General features: G+C 37.4%; 11 protein-coding genes and 1 pseudogene. 5 read left to right on the top strand and 7 right to left on the bottom strand.

Annotated elements, in window-relative coordinates:
- Positions 1-8 precede the first annotated feature (8 nt).
- The 5 genes from csaB to C9J29_RS03320 form a co-directional block, all read right to left on the bottom strand.
- Complete coding sequence (gene csaB / locus C9J29_RS03340) at positions 9-1,088, bottom strand: polysaccharide pyruvyl transferase CsaB (RefSeq protein WP_107921614.1); 1,080 nt, start codon at positions 1,086-1,088, stop codon at positions 9-11.
- Complete coding sequence (locus C9J29_RS03335; protein ID WP_107921613.1) at positions 1,088-3,001, bottom strand: DUF5693 family protein; 1,914 nt, start codon at positions 2,999-3,001, stop codon at positions 1,088-1,090. The genes csaB and C9J29_RS03335 overlap by 1 nt, the downstream gene beginning before the upstream one ends.
- 20 nt (positions 3,002-3,021) lie before the next feature.
- The gene (locus C9J29_RS03330) at positions 3,022-4,578 is read right to left on the bottom strand and encodes a putative polysaccharide biosynthesis protein (RefSeq protein ID WP_008181376.1); all 1,557 of its coding nucleotides are present in this window, start codon (positions 4,576-4,578) and stop codon (positions 3,022-3,024) included.
- A complete protein-coding gene (locus C9J29_RS03325) occupies positions 4,575-5,315 on the bottom strand; it encodes a WecB/TagA/CpsF family glycosyltransferase (RefSeq protein WP_036127576.1) in 741 nt (246 codons plus the stop codon). The genes C9J29_RS03330 and C9J29_RS03325 overlap by 4 nt, the downstream gene beginning before the upstream one ends.
- Positions 5,316-5,639: 324 nt before the next feature.
- Positions 5,640-7,490 carry an S-layer homology domain-containing protein gene (locus C9J29_RS03320; protein WP_089986963.1) on the bottom strand — a complete coding sequence of 617 codons (1,851 nt, stop codon included), beginning with the start codon at positions 7,488-7,490 and terminating at the stop codon, positions 5,640-5,642.
- 630 nt (positions 7,491-8,120) lie between these two features.
- On the opposite strand from C9J29_RS03320, the gene C9J29_RS03315 reads away from it, so the two are divergent.
- The 5 genes and pseudogenes from C9J29_RS03315 to C9J29_RS03290 all read left to right on the top strand — a co-directional run bounded on the left by C9J29_RS03315 (position 8,121) and on the right by C9J29_RS03290 (position 24,894).
- The gene (locus tag C9J29_RS03315) at positions 8,121-11,417 is read left to right on the top strand and encodes an S-layer homology domain-containing protein (protein ID WP_107921612.1); all 3,297 of its coding nucleotides are present in this window, start codon (positions 8,121-8,123) and stop codon (positions 11,415-11,417) included.
- Between the two features lie 2,013 nt (positions 11,418-13,430).
- Positions 13,431-15,263: pseudogene (locus C9J29_RS03305) on the top strand (bifunctional metallophosphatase/5'-nucleotidase); the annotation flags it as partial.
- 92 nt (positions 15,264-15,355) lie between these two features.
- A complete protein-coding gene (locus C9J29_RS03300) occupies positions 15,356-19,864 on the top strand; it encodes an endonuclease (protein ID WP_107921609.1) in 4,509 nt (1,502 codons plus the stop codon).
- Between the two features lie 576 nt (positions 19,865-20,440).
- Positions 20,441-22,333: a stalk domain-containing protein gene (locus C9J29_RS03295; protein WP_107921608.1), complete on the top strand. Its 1,893-nt coding sequence runs from the start codon at positions 20,441-20,443 to the stop codon at positions 22,331-22,333.
- Positions 22,334-22,401: 68 nt separating this feature from the next.
- A complete protein-coding gene (locus C9J29_RS03290) occupies positions 22,402-24,894 on the top strand; it encodes an S-layer homology domain-containing protein (protein ID WP_107921607.1) in 2,493 nt (830 codons plus the stop codon).
- Between the two features lie 88 nt (positions 24,895-24,982).
- Here the strand turns inward: C9J29_RS03290 and C9J29_RS03285 are convergent, their stop codons facing one another.
- Complete coding sequence (locus C9J29_RS03285; protein ID WP_107921606.1) at positions 24,983-26,236, bottom strand: HlyD family secretion protein; 1,254 nt, start codon at positions 26,234-26,236, stop codon at positions 24,983-24,985.
- Positions 26,236-26,913, bottom strand: coding sequence for a hypothetical protein (locus tag C9J29_RS03280; protein ID WP_008180873.1), 678 nt, complete (start codon positions 26,911-26,913; stop codon positions 26,236-26,238). Before C9J29_RS03280 ends, C9J29_RS03285 begins: the two co-directional genes overlap by 1 nt.
- Between the last annotated feature and the right edge of the window lie 81 nt (positions 26,914-26,994).

The following is a 26,994-nucleotide window of genomic DNA, read 5'->3' as shown; positions in this document are numbered from 1 at the left end:
TTTAATGTTTATTTAGAAAAAGTCTCAATCGCTAATTTAGCTGTTGCCGTAGCTTCGTGCTGTAATGGCAGCACAGCCTGACGCATATTTTCTTGAACGGTCGTATACGATTCTAGAATGGCGATAGCTCGTTCGAACAATGTGACACCGTTCCAATCATCCTTCTCGACATGCCCAATTACCGGTTGATCAACAATATCAGCAAATGCATCAATTTTCGGATCATACGAAATGGCGATAAAGGGTGTAGCATAAATGGCAGAAAAGATTAGGGAATGTAATCGCATCCCAATTAATAATTGAGATTGTCCAATAACCGCGATTTTTTCCTCAATGGATAAATCGGAAGGAGCAATTAAGCTTTTTTCCTGCATGAGTGCTGCCACTTCCTGAGAAGTTTTTAAATCATGCTCACCATGCATGGGTAAGAAAACAATTTGCTCACCCTGACGCACTAATTGGTCTAGGCTATGTGCAATTTTTTCTTTATACGCTATTGTAGATGGCCAGTCACGAACACTAACTGATATATAGCTTTCGGCTGTTAGAGATTCATGGTCTAACCATTCACAATGAAAGTCGCCACCGTTTAGCCCCATCACAGGATCCGGCACGATTTTAGCCTCTTTGCGTACACCAATTTCTGTTAAAAGAGTTTGAGAAGCTTTATCTCTAATGGTAATTTGATCGACCTTGTTAAAGGTTTTACGAACGATAAATTTACTAAGAGTGTGGTTGATTGGGCCCATACCTTGGGCGTAAACAAATACTGGCTTTTTCAGCCATTTTGCAATTTGAATAACGCCCGCATAGTAAGGAATAGTTTTCATGCCTGTTTGATCCTGCATTAAACTGCCGCCGCCACTAATGAGTCCATCAGCTGTTTTAAGCAATTGGTGGATTTCTTTCATTTTCCAACGATTCACGGCTTTCACGCCATATGTTTGCTCTGTAGCAGAAGGGTTATTCGACAATACAGTGATTTCTATATCATGTTGCCATTTCTTCAAACCTTGAATAATGGACAGCAGAATAGCATCATCGCCGACATTATCGAAACCATAATAGCCAGATAAAACAATGTGCATTATGACCACCTCGCGATTGCCTTAGAAACCCAACGATAACCTACTTTGAAAATTAGGATAAAGACCAGTCCTATAATAAAACCAAGAGACACACTGTATAGGGTACGCAATACAGAAACAGCTACTGGGATGTGTAAATGTGTAAAGGTATTAACGATTGATAAGAATCCGATCACACCTGGAACGAGTAAGATACTACCCCATTTGCGATTAATGCCCATTACGTATAATGCTAAAACAAAGAATGGGAAACCAATTAAGAATTCCTTCGTTCTTGGTCGTACATATAAGGTATTTTCTAGCCATTGTCTAAACGCTAATTCTAAATCGCTAACTGAGCCAGAGTTACCAGTTCGGCTAATGTAGAATAAACCAATACCCGCCACGACAATTAGTAGAAGCACATGCCAATATTTTAATTCTTTGTTTAACAATGTTACGGTATTTGATAAAGATTTTTTAATATTTTGATCAGCTAGTCGGTTGATCTCAATTAATGTAAATAGAAGGACGCCCATAATTGGAATCAGATAAACTAACTTCACGCCTTTGAACGTAGCAAAGCCTGTCATAAAGGCATTGCCATTTAATAGGCCAATGACAATAACAATCCCGATAAGGCTAATCGCTACTGCCTTCAAGTATTGCACAAGAATTTTAGACATTTTCGTAGAACCTTGAGCCGATTTAATTACGGCATAGGTAGGTGCAAGGACGGCAATAATTAATGCAAATGCCTGTAAGAATAGAGTACTTTTCAGGATAAAGTACGCAATAGCTAATACTGTCATAAATCCAGCTGCCGCAAAGCGTAGAGGCATCCATTTGACTAATTCTGAAACGATAAAGGTAAATAAAATACCTGCTAATAATACAGCCGCTGTAACCCAGGCTGGTACAGCTACCTTATCAAACAGCTTTGGCTCGCCAGGTTGGAAATGATCTGGCATTGCATCATGTACTCCATTTAAGTAGTCAATTGTTTGCTCCACATTTTCCTTGGCATTTCCAGTTGTTTTAATATGGTAGAAGATAGAGCGGATATTACGCTCTTTTACAGCTCTTGTTGTACGGTCAATACTTTCATTTAACTTTAATTTCGTTTGTCTGTTGATGTTAATACTATGCAAGCGAATCATCTTGTAATCGGTCTTTTGGGCGATTTTACTTTCGCCCTTCAATGGATTACTTTCAATTGTATAGAAGTAATAGCCAGCATCACTTAATTTTTCTACTAATTGATGGCCGTCTTCTTGTCCAAAGCCAATCGCTTCATCGCCTTGCCCAAGCAAGCGACCTGATGAACCATCTTTTAAAGCTAGTAATTGATTCACCAATTTATCGTTAGCCACTTCATTATCGGCATTTTCCACTTTAAAGACATAGCCTAATCCATGCTTACTAATGACATCCATAGCAGGTTGATCGTAGCCAATTGGTGTTTTTAAGTCAAAGTTATGGTTAGAAGTAGGGAGGAAATAAAAAGCTTCTTCTCCTATTTGAACTTCTTCAGGCTCTACGCTATTTTTGATGAGTTTTTGGTAGTCAGCATTTTCAGGTACTCGAATATAGTAACCACTCTTTGAACGATCAACAGCATCTTTATAAGGTGTAAATAATAATTGTGCTGCTAGGTCGTTTTCTTTATAAACAGTAATTAAATTTTGTTTTTCCATTTCCTTTAACGTTAAAGGCTCTAGACTAACAGTTGTCAGCCCAGCTTCCTTTAAGGAGGAAAGGATTTCATCCATTGTTAAATCACTGTTTTTATCTGCAGTTTGTATTTCATCAAAGGGAATCACAATTTCATAAGAATCATTCGATTGCTCCGCATTCCACCTCATCATAATACCTGTGGAGGAAACGACGAGTAAAAGAACAATAATTCCCCAAAGCCATTTCTGTTTCGACATAAGTGTCCTACCTTTCTTATTTATGAAAATCTTTTTCCGATAACAGGGATTTTCTTTAAATCTTGCTTATGAATAGCTTTCATTACCCAAAGTAAAAGGAAGTATATAGCTCCTCCAACGATGATGGCAATAGTCAGATAGCCCATTGCCCACATACGAGACCAATGTGTAAAATCAAGCCAAAGCGTTGGTAAACCAACGGCTGCTCCCATTACGATCGAAGACACAATCATTTTCACCGTATCTTTTCCAAGAACAGTAAAGCGAATCATACGATATATAAAGACAGTATTCACAATAAATAACACAAAGTACACCAATAAAGTTGCATAGGCAGCACCATCTAGACCAAATGCTTGAATGAAGAAGATGTTCGCAAACACCTTCAGAACAACGCCACTTAAAATAATAAGAGCGCCTGTTTTAGCAGCATTCATTCCCTGTAAAACACCAGTTCCGAGAAGAGTCAGAGATGTAAAGACCGAGCTAAGGTTAATCATCGCTAACATTAAGCTTCCCTCTAAGTCCTTGAAAAGAGCCAGATTTAAAGGCAAGGTTAAGGCTAGCAGTCCAATAGCAGCCGGCCATGATATTAGATGAGTCATACGATGTGTTCGTTCAATAATGCTGCGTGTTTCATCCATTTTACGTTCTGCAATCTTAGTAGTAATGAGTGGCACAAGCGGTAAAATAATCGAAGACGCAAATACAGTCGTAATTTGAACTAATGTCAGCCCGCGACCATATATTCCGTAAAGGAAGCTAATTTCACTTGCGTCAGCTCCTGCATTTCTCAAGCCATATGTGACTGTAAATGAATCCACAAAGTTAAAAAGAGCCATTGTAACAGAACCAATTGCAATTGGAATGGAGATCTTTAAAATAGTCTTACTATATGTGGAGAAATCCTTGCTAGAATATTTATCCTTGCTCGTTACTTTTACCGAAGAACGGAAATATTTATAGAGTAAATAAACAAGTGAACCAAGTGCCCCAAGGACAGAACCAGCCATAATTCCACCAGCTACGATATCATTTGAATAATCCATCGCAACTAGGAAGTACGCAACAATTAGAATTAATGCAACTCGAACTAACTGTTCAATTACTTGAGAGATAGCAGTAGGTCGCATATCTCCAAAGCCTTGGAAAAAGCCACGATAGACGGCCATATAAGGGGCCACAAGTAATGTCAGTGCCACAATAATTAACGCAATTTCTGTTGATGGTCCACCAAGTGCATTCGCTATCTGTGCTGAAAAACCGTAAATGATTGTAAAACTAATGACGCCAAATGATAGGGCAAGGATTCTTGCGGTCACATAAATTTTCTTTATTTTGGCAGTATCCTTACTTGAGTTGGCCTCCGCAATCAATTTAGAAATAGCAATAGGGATACCCGCAACAGATAAATACAAAGCTACCATATAGACAGGATAGACAAGACTGAAAATACCCAGTACTTCGTCACCAGCAATATTTTGAAGGGGTATACGGAAAATACTTCCGATTACCTTAGAAAGTAATGTCGCGATGGTTAAGACGAGTGTACTTTTGACAAATGTTGATTGACTCATTTTGCTGTGCCCTGCCCTCTAAGCTTTAATGAGAAAACCTTTAAAGCAAAACGTGGAAGAACAAGCATTCTTATAAAACGACTTGGCTGGCGTAGTAATCGATAAAGCCACTCAAGATTTAACTTTTGCCAAATGACTGGTGCACGCTTCACGGTGCCAGCGATGACATCGAAGGAGCCACCTACACCAATAAATACTCCTTTTGAAAACTTGTCCAGATTTTCAGTAATCCATTTTTCCTGTCTCGGTACTCCTAAAGCAACAAACACCAAATCAGGTTGTAATGCTGCGATATCGTCGGCAATATGATTGTTATTCCAATCAAAGAAGCCATCATGATAGCCGACAACTTCAACATTTGGATAATTCTTATGAATATTGGCAATGGTCTTTTCAATTGTTTCTTTTTGTGCGCCCAATAAATAAATTTTAAAGCGCTTTTGTTGACCAACCTCCAACAGTTTCACCATGGTATCATAGCCTGTCACACGCTCTGGAAGTGAATCTCCAAGGATTTGAGCAGCCTTAACCACACCGATGCCATCCGCACAAATGTAGGTTGCCTGATTTAAATATCCCTTCACAGTAGGATTTTCATTTGCCTGCATGACAACTTCAGGATTGGCTGTCACAACGAAAGTTTTTTCTTGCTGTTCAATACGATTAACAAGTAAATCTACAAACCCCTGCTGACTAATATGTAAAAAGGGTACGCCCATAATCGTTACATGCCTCATATAGTGTTCAAACCTTTCTGTAATTCCTTTTTCACTGCAATCTATCATACCATAAAAGCAATATTGACAGGAAATTTTCGATAATAGTTCACCTATTGATATAGGCTGCATAAAAGGGGATTCATCGTTATAAAAAGGATAATCCCATTGCACAATACAAGAAAATTAAACTAAAAAATGCACTGATTTTTAGGAGGAAAAGGTGTTGATCCTAAAAGGGCGATTTGAGTTTCTTCTATTATATAGTGTTTTATATTATTGCAATGAAGACAACAAAAAGAGTGCGAAACAATATCGCACTCTTTTTTAGATGATCGTAGAAAATCATTTTTTTACAATATAATCGCCGTGCACCCAGCCGGTTTTGCCATTATAGATAACCTGATACCAGGCACCATTCTTTATGAATTCGCCTTTATCATCTACTGCACCAATAATAAAGCCGTTTGGTTTAACTGTACCTAGTATAGCAGCTGTTGTTGACGGTTCGCTTCGAACATTGAGCGTGATGTTCATGTTAACAATCTGTAAACCATTTTCTAGCTGAACATAATCATCAAACACCCAGCCCTCTTGTCCATTTACACTTATTTTGAACCAACCACCATTTTCTCCAAGTACTTTGAAGGATGTATCTTTAGGTAAATTCGTCATAATGGATGCAGCATCTGCAGTATTTGGATACGTTCTCATATTCAGATTAGTAGTAGCCTTTCCGATTGCCCCAGCTATATAGGAATCTAAAGCATATTGCTTCGTAGGGCTTGGTAAAGATGGAGCGGAAGGCTGACCCTGATAAGCAGGAACATCAAACACTAAATTCGTTGTCGTATGTGCACCAACTAATTCATAAATATCATAAATCTTTTTCGCCTGAATAACTGCCCACATTACATGTGTAGCATATTGATGGACGGTTGGATTATCAGGGTTCCAGCGCATTTTATATAACGTGTCTTGTCCTTTACTAATATACTGATCCTTGACAAATTGAGCTCCACCGATAATTGCATCCTGCACGGTAAACCACCCATTTGTATAAGCACGCTCAGCACCAAATTTATTAGCATCTGCATCAATAGCACCAATACCATAAGCATTATACGTTTTCTTAATAGCGGTTAAATTGTCTCTATTTTCAGGAGTGACCATCACTGGCTTTCCACCCGTATCTAAGCCTACCTCAATTCCATTCATAAGCGCAGAGGCACCATTAGCTGTTTCATGTAAAGCATGTGATACCAAATAGATAGCATTTACATTGTTATCGACACCCGCCTTAATAAAGGCATCAGCCATACCTGCTAAGCTTCCTTTATTAGCAAGTACCTTGTCATTTAGTTCCTTGGCATTCAGATTATTGACCACAGTGGATAATTTTAAAAATTGATAAAAAGATGGGCTTTCCTGCATAACGCTCTTTGGGTGTACATAGTATGACACTAGTGCGTCGCTAGCAGTAAAAATGCCAGCACCGTCGACCTTTGGATTATTGGCAGTTTGTTTATTAACCACCGAGGAATAGTCAGATGAGTAATTCGTCGTTATATATTCCTTTCCACCAGTTTCTGGTGCTTCTAAATGAATTAAACGATAGAGAACGGTCGCTGCTTCAGCACGAGTTGTTTGTGCAAGCGGTGCAAATTGATTACTTGGCTTCCCTACAAGTAGCCCTGATGATACGACAGCTTGTACATCAGCATAGGCCCATTTGGCGATACGAGCATTGTCACTAAAGTTAATAGGGGAGGAAGATGTAAGGATGTTTTGATAATTGAGAGCTCTTTTTAACATAGCCGCCATTTCCTGACGATTAATATGTGCGTTCGGGTTGAATTTACCCTGCTCGTCACCTTTAATCAGACCATGATAGCTCGCTTGCTCGATTACTCCGTAGTACCAGTCGCCTTTCTTTACATCTGAGAAGGTTGCTTGACTAGAAGCAGCTGGCAAGTTAAGCGTTCTGACTAGAAATGCTGCGAATTCAGCTCGAGTAACAGCATCGTTTGGACGATAATTGCCAAACTCGTCACCCTTCATTAAATCGTTCGTAATAAGATAGTTCATTTCATGATAGGCCCAGTGCTTCGAAATATCTTCTGCTGAAGCGGTAGTAGGCGCAAGATAGAGCATTCCTGCAAGCACTGCCCCGTAAAGAGGAAATTTTCGTTTCATGTTTCAAGCTCCCTTCAATAGCTGATAATTGTTCTATCAAACTACCAAAAGTGTAACACAAAAAAAGGTAATCTATTATTACAACATAGGGACAGATAGAGTTAGCTAGCATTTAATAATGAAGAAACTCTTAAAAAGAGAAGGAAAGAGGTGGAATTCGCTAAAAAACTCTACCTATGTTTCTGTTTCTTTACAAATATAACTAAAATATTACGGGAATCTTTAATTTTTGACAATTTAGTAACCATTCCAGAAAATGCTTGGTTATTATGGAGAGTCAGGTATAATAGGAAATGGAACTATATGTTACCAATACAATTGAGGGTAAAATTAGTTGGAAGAAAATAGCCGTCTAGTAAATACCATGGTAAAAAAATCTTCTATATCTAAATTTATGTCCCAATGCTTGAATTTCGGAAAAGATAATGTTATATTATTGTAGAAAGTGAATAAGCTTACTAGAATGGTATTCTACTACTCTTTTCTAGTAACTTTACTAAGAAAATTTGCTTTAGTTTTGAATTATTCGAGAAAGCTATAATACATAAATTTAGGCAACTAATTATGGTGATACTATAGTTTTCATCGGAATAATATCAATTTTTAGGAATATTAGGGAGGAATAAATTAATGGCAAAGCAAAACAAAGGCCGTAAGTTCTTCGCGGCATCAGCAACAGCTGCATTAGTTGCATCAGCAATCGTACCTGTAGCATCTGCTGCACAATTAAACGACTTCAACAAAATCTCTGGCTACGCTAAAGAAGCAGTACAATCTTTAGTAGACGCTGGTGTAATCCAAGGGGATGCTAACGGCAACTTCAACCCACTTAAAACTATCTCACGTGCGGAAGCTGCTACAATCTTCACTAATGCTCTAGAATTAGAAGCAGAAGGTGATGTAAACTTCAAAGACGTTAAAGCTGATGCTTGGTACTACGATGCTATCGCAGCAACTGTAGAAAACGGAATTTTTGAAGGTGTAAGTGCTACTGAATTCGCACCAAACAAACAATTAACTCGTTCTGAAGCTGCTAAAATTTTAGTAGATGCTTTCGAATTAGAGGGTGAAGGCGATCTAAGCGAATTCGCTGACGCTTCTACTGTTAAACCATGGGCTAAATCTTACCTAGAAATCGCAGTTGCAAACGGCGTTATCAAAGGTTCTGAAGCAAATGGTAAAACAAACTTAAACCCAAATGCTCCAATTACTCGCCAAGACTTCGCAGTGGTATTCTCACGTACTATTGAAAACGTAGATGCTACTCCAAAAGTTGACAAAATCGAAGTAGTTGACGCTAAAACTTTAAACGTTACTTTATCTGACGGTACTAAAGAAACTGTTACTTTAGAAAAAGCTTTAGAGCCTAACAAAGAAACAGAAGTTACTTTCAAAATTAAGGATGTTGAATACAAAGCTAAAGTTACTTATGTTGTAACTACAGCTACTGCAGTTAAATCTGTATCTGCAACTAACCTTAAACAAGTAGTAGTAGAGTTCGACGGTAAAGTTGATCCAGCTACAGCTGCTGAAGCAGGTAACTACTCTCTTACAGGTACTAATTCTCCTGCAGTTGATTCAGTAACTGTTGAAGAAGATGGTCGTTCTGTAACTTTAAATATTGTTGACAAACTTGAAAACCAAGCTGAATACAAATTAGCTGTAAACAACATTAAAGCTGGCGATAAAGTTATCAATGCTAAAGATTTAAAATTCAAGCCTCTTGACAACACAGTGCCAACTGTAGCTAAAGTAGACGCTTTAGGTAACAAAACAATTCGTGTACACTTCAGTGAGCCAGTGAAACCAGCTCAAACTTCACAATTCAAAATTGATGGTAAAGTTGTTGTAGGTTCTATTCAAACGAACTTAAACACTGTAATTATTAAATTATCTTCTGCTTTAACAGATGGAGAACACACTCTAACTACTGAAGGTACTGAAGATTACAACAACTTTAAAACAGTTCAAGCTGACACTAAATTCAATGTTGTTGAAGACAAAACTGCTCCAACTGTAGCTTCAGTAGTAAGTGCTTCATTCGAAAAAGTAGTACTTAAATTCTCTGAGCCAGTTGAACAAGTATTTGCTTCTAACGTTTACTGGATGCAAGGTGGAGCTAAAAAACAAGCTTCTTCTGTAAAACAACTTAAAGATGATACATTTGAATTTACATTCGTAGGTGACAATAAACTGGTTTACACAACTGATTTATTTGTAACTAACGTAAAAGACTTCTCTGGCAACGTAATTGATAAAGATACAAAAGTTCAAGTAACGCCTGTAATCGATCAAACTCGCCCAGAAGTAATTAGTTCTACTTTTGTTAAAGATTCAAACAACAAAAAAATTACTATTAAATTTACAAAATCACTAGACACAGATACAGCTAAAAAAGTTGCTAACTACGTGATTAAAGATAAAGACGGCAAAGTACAAGCAATTTCTAGTACTGTTGATGTTTCAAAAGACAAAGAAGTAACAATTACTTTACTTGGTAATTTAAAAGATAACTCTGATTACACATTAAGTGTAACAGGTGTAAGTGATAACACTACATTGAAAAATGTAATGCTTCCATACACTACAACTTTATCAGTTAAAGACGTAACAGCTCCAGAATTAACATCTGTTACTCGTTTAAACGATAAACAACTTTATGTTGCATTTAGCGAAGCAATGGCTACAAGTGGAGACGGTTCAATCGTTGATACTGAGAAATACACTGTTACTAAACCAGATGGTAAAACATTAACAATTGCATCATTTAATGTAACTCAAGATGCAAAAGGTGTAATCCTTAACTTCAATGATGTTCTTCCAGCAGAAGGTGCGAACTTCAAAGTTAAAGTAGCACTAGTTAAAGATTTAGCTGGTAACCATTTAAATGGTTACTCTAAAGAAGTAGCTGTTACAGCTCAAACTGATACTAAAATCGATACAGTTAAAGCAACTGCAAAAGATAAAGTTGAAGTGAAGTTCACTAACCCAATTCAATCACTAGTTCAAGGTGATTTCACTGTAGAGGGTTCTGAAATTGCTCACTCTGAAATTTCTACAGATGGTAAAACAGTAACTTTCACATTAAAAACTGATTTACCTGAAGATGTACTAAATGGCGCTAACCCAGCAGCTCTACGTAAACTTACTGTTAAAGCATCTCCTTCTACTGTTGATGTATTAGGCAAAAAAATTACTGCTGAATCACAAGATATCGCTGACAAAATCAAAGCGACAGTTAAAGAAGTAGTAAAAGTAGCTGATAAAGACAATCAAATCAAAATTACATTCAACGAAGCAGTTACAGCAGTTGGTGCAGAATCTGATTTCGTAGTAGTTGATAATTTAGATGAAGATAATAAAGTTACAGTAACTAATGTAGCATCAGCACCTGGAGATGCTAAATCAATTATCTTAACTTTGAATAAACCATTAGTTTCTGCTACAGTTTCTGTAAAAGATGCTCGTTTCGTTAAAGATGTTGCTCTTAATACAATTGCAAACATTGATGCGACAACTGTAGAATTAGATAAAGATGGTGCAGCTCCAGCTGTAGTGGCTCAAATTACGGCTGCTGATACACAAGCTAAAATTGAAGCTGCTAGAACAGCTTATAACGCTTTAACAGCTGCTCAAAAAGCTTTAGTAACAAATGAAGCAGATCTTCAAACTAAAGAGCAAAACTTAGTAAATGGTGTTACATTAACAGTTTCAGCTTCGTATGCTGCAGCTGATGCAGGTACAACAGTTGTTGTAGATAATCAAGCAGGCTATACTTATGCTCTTACAGCATCAAGTGCTCCAGCAGTTATTGCAGCTGACGGTAAAGTTGTTGCGGCTGGTACTGCAACATTAACTTATACAGTTACTCATACTGTTTCTGGTAAAACAGCTGTTAAAACTGTAGCCGTTACAGTTGCTCCTTAATAAAACTAAACGAAACGTTACTCTATAAACTGATTCTTTCAGTGAAATGAGTGGAACTGAAAACCCCCATGTCTTGCATTAGCAATAAATATGGGGTTTTCTTTCTAACTATTACTCCCAATTAACAGGTGAAAGTCCTGTTCTTGTAGAACAGTCAACTTACAAGTACCTAATCCTCCTGCATCCAGTGCTGTGCTGAATGACACAAAAGGGATGAAGTCAGGTGAAGTCGTATCCGGTGGTACCGGGGCGGGGTTCTTTAAAAGATTTCTATGGTTAGGCAGACGAATCCATGTAGGCAGGGTAAGCTAATGTATGGTGCGAAATAAAGCTAGGAGCTCACTGTACATCCCTATAGATGCAATGCTATAGTGGCGATCGAAGAATTGACTGTTAAACCGGTCGTTCTTATTCCTGGATAGTGGAAACCTAAGGAAATCAAAATAAGGGATGGAAGTAGTGGAACGTTTGAAGTCTTGTTAGAAGAGGTGTGTCAGCACCAGTGAGGCTAATAAGATGGCAGCGGGTTTGTAGTAGTGTAGATTGCTAGCCGTTTGGACTTGTATGGTAACATAGGAGAAGGAGAAAACTAGCAGGAGCGAAGAAACCCAGTCAGTGGTAGATCTATAAGAAACTTATTTCCCTAAAATTTGTTTCTCTTAAAAGTTAAATTCAGAGACAATCATATTATATGATTGTCTCTTTTTTTATTTTGTATTTACTCAATGTAAGAAAGTAAACTTTGGATAGAAGAATGCTCATTCTAGTTAGTATAGAGAGATTCCATGTATGTTTATTATATTTCTTAACCAATGTAATCTGATTTCTAATACAAACCCTCTCTTAAAAAAGCAATAAATAAGCAGTAGCAAACTCTTAAAAGTTTAATTTCTAAGTATTTAATGTTTGAATAACTTTAATGAAAAAAGGAGATGAATAAGTAAAAATCATTAGGTAGGTTAAATATGGAATTTTATAAAGAAAAAGAAATCTTTTGCTACAGTTGCCGTAAAAAAACTATATTTACTTATAGAGATATGCATAGAAAGAACGGGGTAGACAGTCATTGTAGTGAATGTTCTGGGATTTGGTTTGAATGGCAAAATAGAGCTGTTGAGAGGGAAATGGAAAAGTGGATTGACTATAATAAACATCTTATCAAATGACTAATAGGGTGTTTATCAATATTCAATCGAGAAGTTTATATTTGAAGCTCTGTAAAGAAAGTGTGTTGCTTTGAAATATAATTTGAACAAAAATGCCTTGCAATCCTTTATTTTGCGTTAAATAAGAAGAATCCCTTTTGAAAAAAGATTGATCAAAAGGGATTCTTCTTTAGCAGTTTAAAGTTAGGTTTTATAAGTTTGATTATTTCTACCTGTGTTGCTCCAAAATCGCGCCCTTTAATGGAATAACTAAACTTCATTTTGTGGTTTTTAAGTGTGTTTCCAAACATTCATTTGAGAGCGTTATTGAGGGTTAATTTGTATTGTTTATACACCTTTTTCACACTAAAAGAATAAACCTATTTTTGCTTACTTTCTTTTTCAGTAGAGCAATTCATCAGAAAGGACTTACCTTCGGGGGCTCCTTTTCTTTTTTCTATCACTTTCCTGTGTGACTCTTTTTACGTTTATTTAGAAACTACATACATTCCCTATCCAAAGAAGAACCCCCAAAACTACTTTCATTGAGGAGGTTCTTCTTTTTATTAATCTATTTTGCCGGCAGCATGTTGGAACTGTAAACCTATTTATAATATTTTTTAAAAATTTATCAAATTTTCTATAATAGCTGTTACATTACTAATATTACAATTTATTTACATACTATAGATACTATAAAAATAGTGCATTAACATTACTATGTTTACATATATATTGTAGTGGGGAAATAAGTTTTGAATATTTAGACTATTGATGGCACGCCGTATGCGATGAAAGTCGCCTGTACGGTGTAGGCCCAAACCGAAAGCCCAGATAGAGAGATGTGGTATAAGGTGGGAATGGCAATGAACAGTTCACTTTGTCGTTAATGCATTCGAACGACACGCATGCTAATCTAGCGAATATCGCTAGAAAGGTAACCGCTGTGAAGGAGGTTAGAGCTAAAAAACCAAACGCATTACTATTAGATGCTGGTGATGTTTTCTCGGGAACTTTATATTTTAACGAATTTAAAGGACAAGCTGATTTAGCGTTTATGAATTTAATGAAGTATGATGTCATGACTTTCGGGAATCATGAATTTGATTTAGGCGCTACTCCTGAGGGACATCAAGCTTTAGTTGATTTCATTAAAGGCTCGCAATTCCCATTCGTTTCTTCTAACGTTGATTTTTCAAAGGACACAAAGTTCACAGGTTTATTTACGGATCTTATTTCTAGTGAGCCTCAAAACGGAAAAATCTACAATGGAATTATTAAAGAAATGAATGGAGAGAAAGTAGGTATTTTCGGATTAACAACGGCTGAAACGAAAGATATATCGTCTCCAGGCAGTATTGCGTTTGAAGATTATATTACAGAAGCCAAAAAAGCAGTCAAAGCCTTTGAAGATAAAGGTGTTAATAAAATTATTGCCTTAACGCATATTGGTTATGATGATAATCCAGCGTATGATAATGATCAAATTTTAGCAAAATCTGTTGAAGGAATTGATGTGATTGTAGGCGGGCATAGTCATACCCAGCTAGATAAACCTGTTGTGGTAGATAAAAATATTGCTGGACAAGCAAAGGCTACTACATTGATTGTTCAAGCCTATCAGTACAATGATTATTTAGGAACTTTAGATGTTACCTTTAATAACAAAGGGGTTGTCGTTGCGCATAATGGGGCTTTGTTAAAAGTAGCTGATTATGTAGAGGATGCGCAGGCGCTTGCAACATTAAAACCATTTAAAGATAAAGTTGAAGAACTTTCTAATACAGAGACTGGGGCAACTGCAATTATTGCCTTAGATAATCCTCGAACAGGTGGAGATAATACAAAACCAAGTGTTCGAAAAAATGAAACTCCGTTAGGCAATTTAATTACAGATGGAATGCTAAAGAAGGCTAAACAGTATAACAATGATGTCATTATGGCACTTCAAAATGGTGGGGGTATTCGAGCTGGTATTAATCAGGGGCCCATTACAGTGGGTGAAGTCATAACGGTACTTCCTTTCGGTAATACTTTAGCGACGATGAGCCTAACTGGCAAAGAATTAAAAGAAGCTTTAGAAGTGAGTGTTGGACAATACCCAGCTGAAAATGGTGGTTTCTTACATGTTTCAGGTGCAAAGGTTGAGTTCGATTCAACTAAAGCAAAAGGTCAACGAATTGTTAAAGTTTCATATATGGATGGACAAGGGAAATATGTAGAGATTCAGGATAATGTCACGTATACAATAGCTACAAATGCGTTTACAGCTAAAGGTGGAGATGGCTATGATGTCTTCAAAAAAGCATACGAAGAGGGCCGTGTGACCGATTTAGGTTTATCAGATTGGGAAAACCTTGCTGAGCATATTACGTCTCTTGGCACAGTCAATCCAAAAGTTGAGGGAAGAGTTGTAGACGTTTCCAACAGTCAAGTACCTGACGAAAATATTGCTGAAACTGAATTCTCCGGCACAGTTACTACCCCAAAAGTATATGAAGGCAATGTAACAGTTGATATTAACAATATTTCAATCTTAGAAAATGCTGTAGTGAAGGGTCATTTAATCATAACAGGTACTGTCATAAATGAATTATCATTTGTAAATGTAAAAGTAGAAGGAAATCTAGATCTTTCCAAAATAGATGTTGATAAAGTGGATTTCGATGGAATCACAGTGAATGGAGAAACAATTCTATAAGTTGATTTGCAAAGCCTTCTATTCAGAGAGTAGAGGCTTTGCTATTAATTTTTACAAAAAACCTTCCTAAAATTGAAAGGAGAATTGACTTGATGTCCAAGAAGAATTGGAAAAAACCTGTAAATGTCTTTTTAGCAACCACACTAGTAGCAGGCGTTGTCGCACCAGTAGCACCACTTACAGTAAAAGCTGAAACATTTGCAAAGGATTTAATTATTTCAGAGTATATTGAGGGAAGTTCATTTAATAAGGCAATTGAAATTTACAATGGTACGGGCTCACCGGTGGATTTAAGTAATTATACATTAGAGCTTCATACAAATGGTGCAGAGGCCGCTGATAAAACAATGAGTCTATCAGGTGTTTTAGATAATGGAGCAACGTATGTTGTCTATCATAAAGATGCTGATGCTACTATAAAAGCAAAAGGGAATCTTGAAAATTCGATTGTTATCAACTTTAATGGCAATGATCCAATCGTCTTAAAGAAGTCCTCGGAAATAATTGACTCAATTGGACAGGTTGGCTCTTCAGCAGATTTTGCAAAGGACGTCACATTAGTAAGAAAAAGCTCAGTCCTTTTTGGCGATACGAATATCTCTGACACGTTTAATTCAGGTTCAGAATGGACGACATTCCCCAATAATGATTTTTCAAATCTAGGACAGCATACAATGGATACAAATGTTGACCCCGAAAATCCAGGGCCAGTCGACCCAACGGACCCTGAAGTACCGGTTACTCTGTCGATTGGTGAGGCAAGAGCGAAAGGTATTGGGGAAACAGTAACGATTAAAGGTAAAGTAGCAGCGACCTTGAAAAATACAATCTCTGTTCAAGATGAAACCGGTGGTATCGCTGTTCGACCTACTAGTCTAGCTATGACAGTTGGGGACGAAGTAACGCTTACAGGTAAATTAGCCGACTATAGAGGGTTATTACAATTAGATAGTGCTACAATTATTGAAAAGGTTGAAAATACCGGTGCACCCATACCCAAATTAGTAACAGGTGCTCAAGTGAGTGAAGAGAATGAATCACAGTTAGTAACAGTAAAGAATGTAACGCTAACAGATGTGAATCAACAACCAGGCTTTGCTAATTTTACGGCAAGTGATGGTACTAATTTTATTGTGCGTGATGAAACAAATACTCTTGGATTGACTAAAGATACTATCTATGAATCCATAACGGGGATTGTTCAAGAGTTCGATAAAGCTTATCAAGTGATTCCAAGATCAAAAGCGGATATCGTCGCTGATAGCTCTACTTTAAAACCTGCTATCGCATCACCTGGAAGCGGGACATTTATTGGAAAAACTAGCGTTACGTTGACTACAACTACGGCAGAAGCGGAAATTTATTACACAGTAGATGGTTCTGATCCAACTGTTGAAAGTCAAAAATATGAGGCACCGATTGATATTACTGAAACTACTATATTAAAAGCAGTGGTCAAAGCGAAAGACGGTACTTTAAGTGAAGTGGCTACGTATGAATATACGCTTACTGATAAATTACAAATTCATGATATTCAAGGTGCTAGTCATACCTCTTCGTTCAATGGTAAAACTGTTGAAGGAATTGAGGGAATCGTAACCTACTCCTTTGCATTAGGAGGAAACAATTATTATACAATTCAAACTCCTGATGAATGGATAGATGATGACCCGAATACATCGGAGGGAATTCTTCTATATAGCGGAAACAAGAAATTACCACTCAGCGTCGGTAACTTAGTTTCCGTGAAAGGACAAGTAAGTGAGTATGCTTATGATGGATACGATGATAGGCAGCAAACAGATTTAAAAACAACACAAATTAATGTTCGGGACGATCAGGGTGGAAAAGTAGATGTTATAAAAACTAGTGTTGCCTTACCAGAACCTATTAAAATCGATCCATTAAAAATGTCTTTCAGTAACATTGACAGCGATCATCTGCAAACGTTCAACCCAACCATCGACGCCATTGATTTTTGGGAAAGTATTGAAGGTATGCGTGTTGAAGTAGGGGATGTAAAAGCTGTTTCACCACAAGAGCATGGTGATTTAGTAACGGTACTAAAAGATGAGCAAACAAATACTCTCCATGGTGGTGTTCGGTTTGAAGAGGGTAATGCAAATCCAAATAGAATACAATTTCGTCTAGAACCTAATGGCACTGCACGTGATTTTGAAGTAGCGACAGGTGATACCTTTAAGGGTCCTATTACAGGCATTGTCGGTTATTCCTATCAAAACTTTAAAATTTATGTTCCATTAGATGAAATGAAAGCAGCTCATCAAAAAGGATCTACATCACCGGAGAAAACAAAAATTGTAAAAGCTGATGATAAACTAACGATTGCTTCATACAATCTAGAAAATTTCTCCAATAATAAATCGTCCACAACTGACGATAAGGCGAGAAAACTAGCAAGAGCTATCGGGATTGATATGGAAAGCCCAGATATTGTTGGTGTAACAGAGGTACAAGATAATAACGGGGCAACTGTAGGTGATTCGAAGGCAGATCAAAGCTATAAAAGATTAATTGACGCTATTAAAGCAGCAGGTGGCGTCGACTATCAGTATGTTAATATCGATCCAATTAACAATCAGGATGGTGGCGCACCTAACGCAAATATACGCGTGGGCTTCCTTTATAACCCAGATCGTGTGAAGCTGAAGGAGGGCTTGCCAACAGGTAATGCTACTACAGCAGTGGGCTATCAAGATGGAAAATTAACATTGAATCCAGGACGTATTGATCCAACAAATGCAGCGTTTAATAGTAGCCGTAAACCATTAGCTGCTCAATTTGAATTCCAAGGGGAAGATGTAGTAGTCATCGCAAACCATTGGAATTCAAAATCAGGTGAAACACCATTGTTTGGTGCAATACAGCCACCTCAAAATGGTAGTGAGGTACAACGCAAAAAAATTGCACAAATTGTTTATGATTTTGTCAAAGACATTAAAACAAACAATAAGGATGCAAATATTGTCTCTTTAGGTGACTTTAACGACTATCAATTTGCAGAGGCTCTTAAAATTCATGAAGGTCAATTAATGACCAATATGATTAATAAAGTAGACGACTCTGATCGTTACACATATGTGTATCAAGGGAATTCACAAGTATTAGACCATATTTTAGTATCCAATAATTTAGTCAATAAAACTGAGATTGATATCTTGCACATAAATGCAGACTTTACAGATATGGCAGGACGCGCAAGTGATCATGATCCAGTCATGGTTCAAATTGATTTGAAAAGTGGTTCAAGTGTTGAACCAATACAGCCTGAAACAATCTATAATTTTAAGAACTTTAAAACCGATAAATTGACGATTACGAAACCGAGTGTGGCAGTACATTTAGATGCTCAATCTGTTATTACAAAGGGTATTTTCTTAAAAGGCAACTATGCTGAATTACATGGTGAAGGATTTAAGACAACGGATGTAATCATAAATCCTGATAAAGCAGGAGCAATTATTGATCTAAAAGGTAATGCTATGAAATCTATAACGATTGACGGTTCGAATGTGAAAGAAATTAGAGGGGCTGACAAAATTGATATCCCATCAATAAAGTTTATAAATGGTGCGGCTCCTGAGAAAATCAAATTTACGAATTCAAAAGGGGATCCCATTGAGGATCCTTCTTTACCGTCTGAAAATAAGCAACCTACTATTAAAAAGCCTATTACAAACAAAGCGATAGCAGTTGGAGAAGTCATTAATATTCAATTAACAGATCATTTCTCTGATCCAGATGGTGATGAATTATCGTTTACGGCTACAAAAGGTTCTATAAAAGGAAATATCCTCACGCTTAATTTAGCAGAGGGCAGTCATATTGTTGGGGTGACGGCTTCAGATGGCAAAAAAAGTGTGACTACAAATTTCAGTGTGACAGTATCTGCAGCCAACGATTATTATGCTGGAGCACTGAATAAAGATGGACAGGCATTAAAAAGTGCGCTTCATGACATCATTTCGAAGCAAAAAGTACTTTCTTATAATGAAGTTTGGAACGCCATAAAATATACAGATGAAGATCCAAATAATACAAGTAATGTCATCTTATTTTACTCTGGAAAATCTAGCTCCAAAACAAATAGCGGCGGAAATGTAGGGAACTGGAATAGAGAGCATACTTGGGCAAAATCCCATGGTAATTTCGGAACTAGTAATGGACCTGGAACAGATATTCATCATTTACGCCCAACGGATGTGCAGGTTAATAGCTCTAGGGGTAATTTAGACTTCGATAATGGCGGAAGTCCAGTGACTGGTTGTACGGGTTGTCTGAGGGATTCCGATTCGTTCGAACCACCGAAACGTGTAAAAGGTGATGTTGCTCGAATGCTGTTTTACATGGCTACGCGTTATGAGCCAGGAGATAAAGTTGATCTTGAATTAAATGATAAAGTAAATAATGGCTCGGCACCTTACCACGGCAAACTTTCTGTCTTATTGCAGTGGCACAAGGATGATCCAGTAGATAACTATGAAAGACAAAGAAACAATCGAATTTATGAAATCCAAGGTAATCGTAATCCATTTATCGACCATCCGGAATGGGTAGAAATGATATGGAAATTAAAATAATTCATATGATACTATATATTTTTCTATGTTTTAAGTCAAAACGGGCATTCAATGAAATCAATAACTATTATAAGCACTCTCTGCTGAGGACGCTTTACTTATATCGTCATCGTCCATCCCTTTTAAGTTTTATTCCATATTCTAGGAATAAAGCTTTTTTTAATACAAAACACGAGAATAATCCACCATTTTCTCCAGGCTATGTAACTTTTTTAAATAAAAAGAGTCTACTTAATAAAATAGTTTACTAGTTGTTCTAATGATATCGGCCAATCTAGTTACCTATCAAATACTATCTATATATATCGGTATGAATTGCATAGAAAGCAGCTACATTATTGCTTTAAAATTAGCTTCAGGGGAGGGTATATATAAGGATCTATTAAGGAAGAAAACAGTTTGCAAGAAAATATACTGGCATTTTGGAATAACATTTACTTCATATGAAGCTTTTGAAGGAGAGAGGTTAGAACTCTAGTACCGAATTCTACTTTTTTCGATAAGAATCCCACATTTTGGGGTTTTTTCATGTTAAGATGATAAAGACAATTTTGAATGTAAAAAAAGGAGAATAGCATGTTTAAGAAACTAAGGAATACATGTATTGTATCAGCGGTTGCTTTGGCTACAATTTTACCTGGACAAGCATCTGCATCAGCAATTAGTAACAATGGAATTCAGATAAAAAACAATGTTTCGATTACAATTAATGGAGAGACGATTAGTGTCTATGACCCTATTTTAAATAAATCGGATTTCTTATTATTGCCAATGCGTGCTTTATATGAAGCGATTGGTGCGAATGTGGATTGGAATAAAGAAACACAGACAGCGTCAGCTACTCGTAATGGGAAGATTGTGGATTTAAAGATTGATTCGATGACGGCTTTAGTAGATGGACAAGAAGTGGCGATGGATGTCGCACCGTTCATGCATCAAGATCGTACTTATATGCCACTGCGTTTCGTTAGTGAAAACTTTGATGGTAATGTCCATTGGGACCCAGAAACACAATCGGTAGATATTACGATGTCAGATGATCTGCCTGAAACGCCTCAGGAAGACCCTTATATTTTACATATCAATAACAAACGTATCGTGATGAAAGATCCTATTATTATGAAGGATTCAAGATCTTATTTACCTGCTAGCTATATCCATGATTATTTAGATGATTCTGCGGGTGCATGGCTCCCAGACAATTCCTATGAATTACAAATTGCTGGGATGAGCTTTGTTTTCAAAGATAATAGCAATGAGGTTCTTGTGAATAACGAAACGGTAACATTAACAGAAAAACCGTTTATTCAAAAAGGAAAAATGTATGTGCCTATTACGTTTCTTGTGAATGCGTTAGGCGGAAATTTACGTTATATCAGTGATAAAAAAGAAATGTATATTTACGTTTACCGTTATATGTACACAAGTTCATTCCTTGAAAAATCTTATGGCTCTACATCATCGCCAGCAGCTGTACCTTCTGCTCGTTTAGAGGGAGATCGTGATTTATTTATTAGTGATAATCCTGAAACGTTAACGCGTAAGCTTGTCCCAAAGAACAATGTGACGCTTTCGCAATATGACGTGAACTCAACGGCAGTAACGAATAAGCATCGTGTCTTTGGTTGGCATTACAATACACTAGGCACAGATGTCAATATTGGGATTACGGTTCAAAACAAATCTACGACAGAGAGTATTAAAGTTGTAAATTCAAGAGGTATTAATCAAAAGACAGGTAATAGCTGGGTAGGGCATGATATTGGTTTGACAATTGCTGATGCTACCTTAAATAACAAGCTTAAAAAATCAGAAAGTAGCGGAATTGTCATTGCACCAGGAGAAACAAAGGTCATTGAAACATACGATCTACACCATGAGTATATTATTGGTTTTTTACATGATTTAGATATTCAAGCGGTCAATGGTGGAAAACCAGAGTATATGATTCGCACAGTGCTTACAAAAGACAATAGTGATTTAACAACGATTCAATCGGAGCAGGTTGCCATCGATGAGTATGCGAAACATCCAAGAGGTGCTTGGCCAAGCGCTACAATTCTAGCAGAGCTACCAGCCTATACAGTAGATTCGCCAGAAGTCGGCTATAACATTTCGAATGGCCGTACTGACCATTTACAAACAGCTGAAAATTCATTTTCACAAATTAATGGAGCAGTCGGAAATCCAGGTCATTTCGGTATGAACTACAAGGTGTCAATTCCTGTTGTAAATCCAACTGGGTCTACAAAAACGATTAAGCTGAAACTTGCTGGTCGCGGAGGCTTATACAGTGGTGCAATTAAGGTGAATGGTAAGGTCCATTTAGTGCCTTCTTTACGAGTAGGAGAAGAATATGTGGAGTTGCCTGATTACGAAATGAAAGGTTCATCAGGTACGATTGAATTAGAACTAATGCATGCTGGTGGTGTCAATCTTCCAGTAGCAATCTATGTAGAAACAAAATAAAGAAGTCACTGGCACGGGTCATACGACATGACATCGTGCCATACTTTGATTAATTCGGAGTGAAGAAATTGGCAAGAAAATTAGTCTCAATTGTTGTAGTTATGTTCGTGCTTATGTTAACTGTTAGCCCCCTCAACGGGCAAGCAGCCGGTTTTGGCAATAAAGTGAGTGAAGTGAAAACAGAGGTATCCCCACAAGTAAATCACTTACAGCAAACCTATACTTCAGGCTCTATCCGTCAGTTTGTAAATGTTTTAGATGTAAATTTAAATAATACATATACAAAACTAGAAATTGGGATGCCCAATCCTATTAATTCCCTAAAAACGACATCAGCTATGGCGAAGCAAAACACGTATGATGGCCATCGTGTTGTTGGAGCTGTTAACGCTTCATACTTTTTAGGAAATGGTATGCCCGCGAACTTGTTAGCGGAAAAGAATGAAATTGTCAATTATGGTATTTTGGGAGATACGTATGAAAGCCCGACTCAAAAGCCAGTTGCATTTGGCTTATCTAAGTCAGGGAAAGCGATAGCAGATTATTATACAACGAATCTCTCCTTTCAAGTAAATGGAAAAACATATCCTATTGATCTCATTAATAGTGAACGAGGAACAAATAAAAACGTTTTATATACGCCAGAAAAAAAGACAACTGGTACAAATGCATGGGGGTTAGAACTAGTAGTATCAGGTGCTAGCCAAGATACAAATACTTTGCATTTCGGTGATCAATTCTCAGGCACAGTTTCTCATGTAACGACGTATGGTGCAGAAGGAAACTCATCTGTACCAGCGGATGGTTTTGTTATTTCAGTACAAAATAAAGAATTAGCCGCTGAATTAAGCAATATTTTGGCAGGTACAAATATCGATGTCAGCCTGTCGATTGATCAAAAATGGATGGATGCTCAATTCATTTTAGCAGCAGGACCAATGCTTGTGCGCAATGGTCAAGTTGATATTTCGATGCCAACAAATTCTGGCTTTGCTTCGACACGCAGTCCTCGTACAGCAGTAGCGGTAGATGCTACAGGTACAAAGGTGTCACTTATTACAATTGATGGTCGTTTAAGTGGCCATAGTAATGGTGTTAACTTATCAGATTTAGCTTCACATTTAATTTCAATGGGGGCTACTTCGGCTATTAACTTAGATGGTGGCGGTTCTACAGCGATGGTCGCGCGCAATCCAGGAGGGTATTTCGCCAATCTTGTGAACAAACCGTCTGAGGGAAGTGAGCGTCGTGTATCGGCTATTTTACAGGTCGTTAATACAGCACCACCAGGGAATGTAAAATCTATTACGCTAAATAGTGTTGGTCAAGTCATGAAAGGTTCATCTGTAGATATGCAGGTAGCGACTGCTTATGATCAATACTTAAATCCGATGACCATCAATCCGACAAGTATGAAGTGGTCAGTTGAAGGAAATATTGGCAAGATGGAGGGTGCAACCTTTACAGCTACTCAAAAGGGTGAAGGGAAAATTATTGGAGAATATGGAGGTATTCGTACGTCCATAGCTGTTTCTGTAATAGATTTAGCAGAAAAGCCTATTGTGCTAGATAGCTTTGATAGTGTGTCTTCTTGGACAACGGAAGTAGCAAAGGCGAATGCTTCATTAGCAAACTCAAAAGAGTATGCGAGACAGGGAACAGCTAGCATGCAATTAAACTATGATTTTACAGTAGCGGGCACAGGAACAAAGGCTGCCTATATGGTTGCTAAAACACCTATTGCTATGTCAGGTCAGCCTAAAAATATCGGTGTTTGGGTATTTGGCGATGCAGGTAAGCATTGGCTAAGAGGCGTTGTCGTAGATGGATCAGGAACTAAGCACACGATTGATTTCACAAGTCAGGGCGGCCTAGACTGGAATGGCTGGAAATACGTAACGGCTGATATTCCAAGTAATCTAGCAACACCATTGAAATTCGAACGTTTATATGTTGCTCAACCAACAGCTTCTCTTCAAAAGAAAGGTCAGCTGTACTTCGATCAATTACAGGCTGTCTACAAAGATAATCATGAAGAATTAGTTTATACGGATGTGAACAAAGGACATTGGGCGTTCTCTGAAATCCAAAGCTTATACAATAAATCGCTGATTAAAGGTTACTCAAATGGTACTTTTAAGCCAGAAGCGTCCATTACACGTGCAGAGGCAGCTACAATCATTGCCAGAGCACTGAATCTATCAACAACAAAGGATTCTAGCTTTAAAGATGTAAGTAAAGGTCATTATGCATATAGTGCCATTGCAGCAGTCGAGCAGGCTGGCATTATTAAAGGACAAGAAGCAGGGAAGTTCAATCCAAACGGACAGCTTTCACGTGCAGAGATGGCAGCGATTTTAACAAGAGCCTACAAATTAACAGGTACAAGTAAAGTTTCCTTCACAGATGTTAAATCAACACACTGGGCATACAGCAATATCCAAGCACTTGTGGCGAATGATTTAACAGGAGGTTTCCCAGATAATACATTTAGACCAGATGCACAAATTACTCGTGCTCAATTTGCAAGCTTCTTAAATAGATGCTTATCACTAAAATAAACATGAAATACCCCCTGTAATAGCTACAAGGGATATTTTCATAAAAAAAGTCCGCCCATCTCTAGAGAGAGTGAGGCGGATTTTGCATTTAGAAAACAATGTATTTCATATATTGCTTCCAAGTTAACTCTTTAAACTGCTTCCAATGCAATTTCTCAATAGGTAAAGTACGGAAGGTGTAGGCTTCTATATTGCGCTTCTCATTAGAGAGCATTGGTGTTCCTTCATCGAGATAGTCCGAGAAAATAGCTGATTGAGTCGTATTAAATTGGACATTAATATCTATCAATTGGATTTTCCCATCCTGATTAATGATATGGAGCTTTTTATTTCCTCTTTTTGTTGTCGCTAACCACGATTTATCGACTTTATAAGAATCGAACGCTTCATTGACAATAATGGAGGCTTTACCAGTTGTTGAAAACGGTACTTCCTCTATTGGCGCATCTTGTTGCAGTAATACTTCATATTTTGTTGGATGCGGAAGGTTTGTTGTTTTAGCTAATTCATTTGCCCAAAATGTTTCATCATTTGTAGCAATCATTTGCTTGTCTAAAACGATACCAGATAATGCATCTTTGACATGTTTCACTTTAAAATCAACCGTTTGGCCTTCCTGTACTTTTTGCCATTCTTTTTCTGACAAATAAGCATACATGGCTTTTTCATTCGAATAGATTTCGAAGGTTAAGGCACCAGCTTCTTCTTTCACTGCTGACACTACACCATCTATAGGACTGACAATGCCTTGAAGAGACTCTATTTGTGTAATTTGCGCTTCAATGAGTGCAATTTGACGATTTGTTTCAGCAATATGTCGATTTAACAGGGCAACTGCTGTCGATAGCGAATTTTGTTGAGCAAGCTCTAATTTTAATGTAACAGACAATCTATCATTGATTTGATCGGTATTAATAGAGCTTTTTGGATTCGAATCGTCGTATTCGTCTTCAATTTGATCAAGTGCATTTTGTAAATCATTTAATTCTGTTTCATAGGCAGTGCGTTCCGATTCAAGCTTTGTAAGCTCCTCGTCTACTTCATCTGTTTTAAAGGTAGCGAGTAAATCATTCATCATCACTTCCTGGCCACGTTTTACATTGACAGCGGATAACTTTGTGGCATCAGCTGTAATCGTATATGTCTCGGCGGGTGCTACAATGGTATCCTTATTGACACGCTCAGTATTCGTACCGATATAAGCTTTCTGAAATTCGTCAATAAAGTAGGATCGTGTCACGGTGCTATCTTCTTTGAAAACAAAATAAGCATTTATACCGATTATGAGCATCGCTACCACAATACCTATACTTGTCCATGGTCTTGCCTTGATAAATGCCATTATCCTAACCCCCTAGCAATCCATTCTTTAATGGGTAGCACACTAATCATGCCCACAAATAAGGCCATAAATAGTTGTAAGCCAATCAATTTGACTACTAACATTTTTCTACTAGCTTCTTCCTCCCATTTCGACAGGAATAGATACTGCACAATAATGATTAAAACGGTCGTTACCGTCAATTGATTGATTGTAAATAACACGAAGTCAGTTTTAATGACCTGTAAGGCAGCGGGAGCCAAAGAAAAGAATGAAAACATCGTTGTATAGCCCACCCCATAAAAAACAGCAAAGAGAATTGCTTTTTCAATGAGCAGAAAGGCAACAACGTAAAGCTGGACTTTTTTTATCCAAGTATAAGGAATGTCCGTTAATAGATGTAATAGATAGGTAACACCGTAATAATGGAAGCAAAAATAAATGATCGCCCATAAAATGGCACCGAGCATGGAAAGTACGCGTGCCACATAGTATTCATTTTGTAAATCCATTGCAAATAAGGACGTTAAATTTTCTGTCCCCATTCCCCAATATTCGCGAGTAGCAAACAATAGGATGAAAAGGATGAACACCGTTAATGCACGTTTTTTATATCCGATGATCTCACCTTTTTCTACGATGTTTGTAAAGTAGGTAGGGTTTTTTAAGCTATGCCAAAACTTATAATGGTAAAACATAAACAGCGTCCTTTCTTCCAAAATAGGATATCAAAGATGTAGTATACACCTTGTAAAGACATTATGACATATGAAAATAGC

Origin of the sequence: Lysinibacillus fusiformis (assembly GCF_003049525.1) — a bacterium.
GTDB lineage: Bacteria > Bacillota > Bacilli > Bacillales_A > Planococcaceae > Lysinibacillus > Lysinibacillus fusiformis.
Note: the sequence above shows the minus strand (reverse complement) of the source record. Positions and strands in the feature narration are given on the sequence as shown.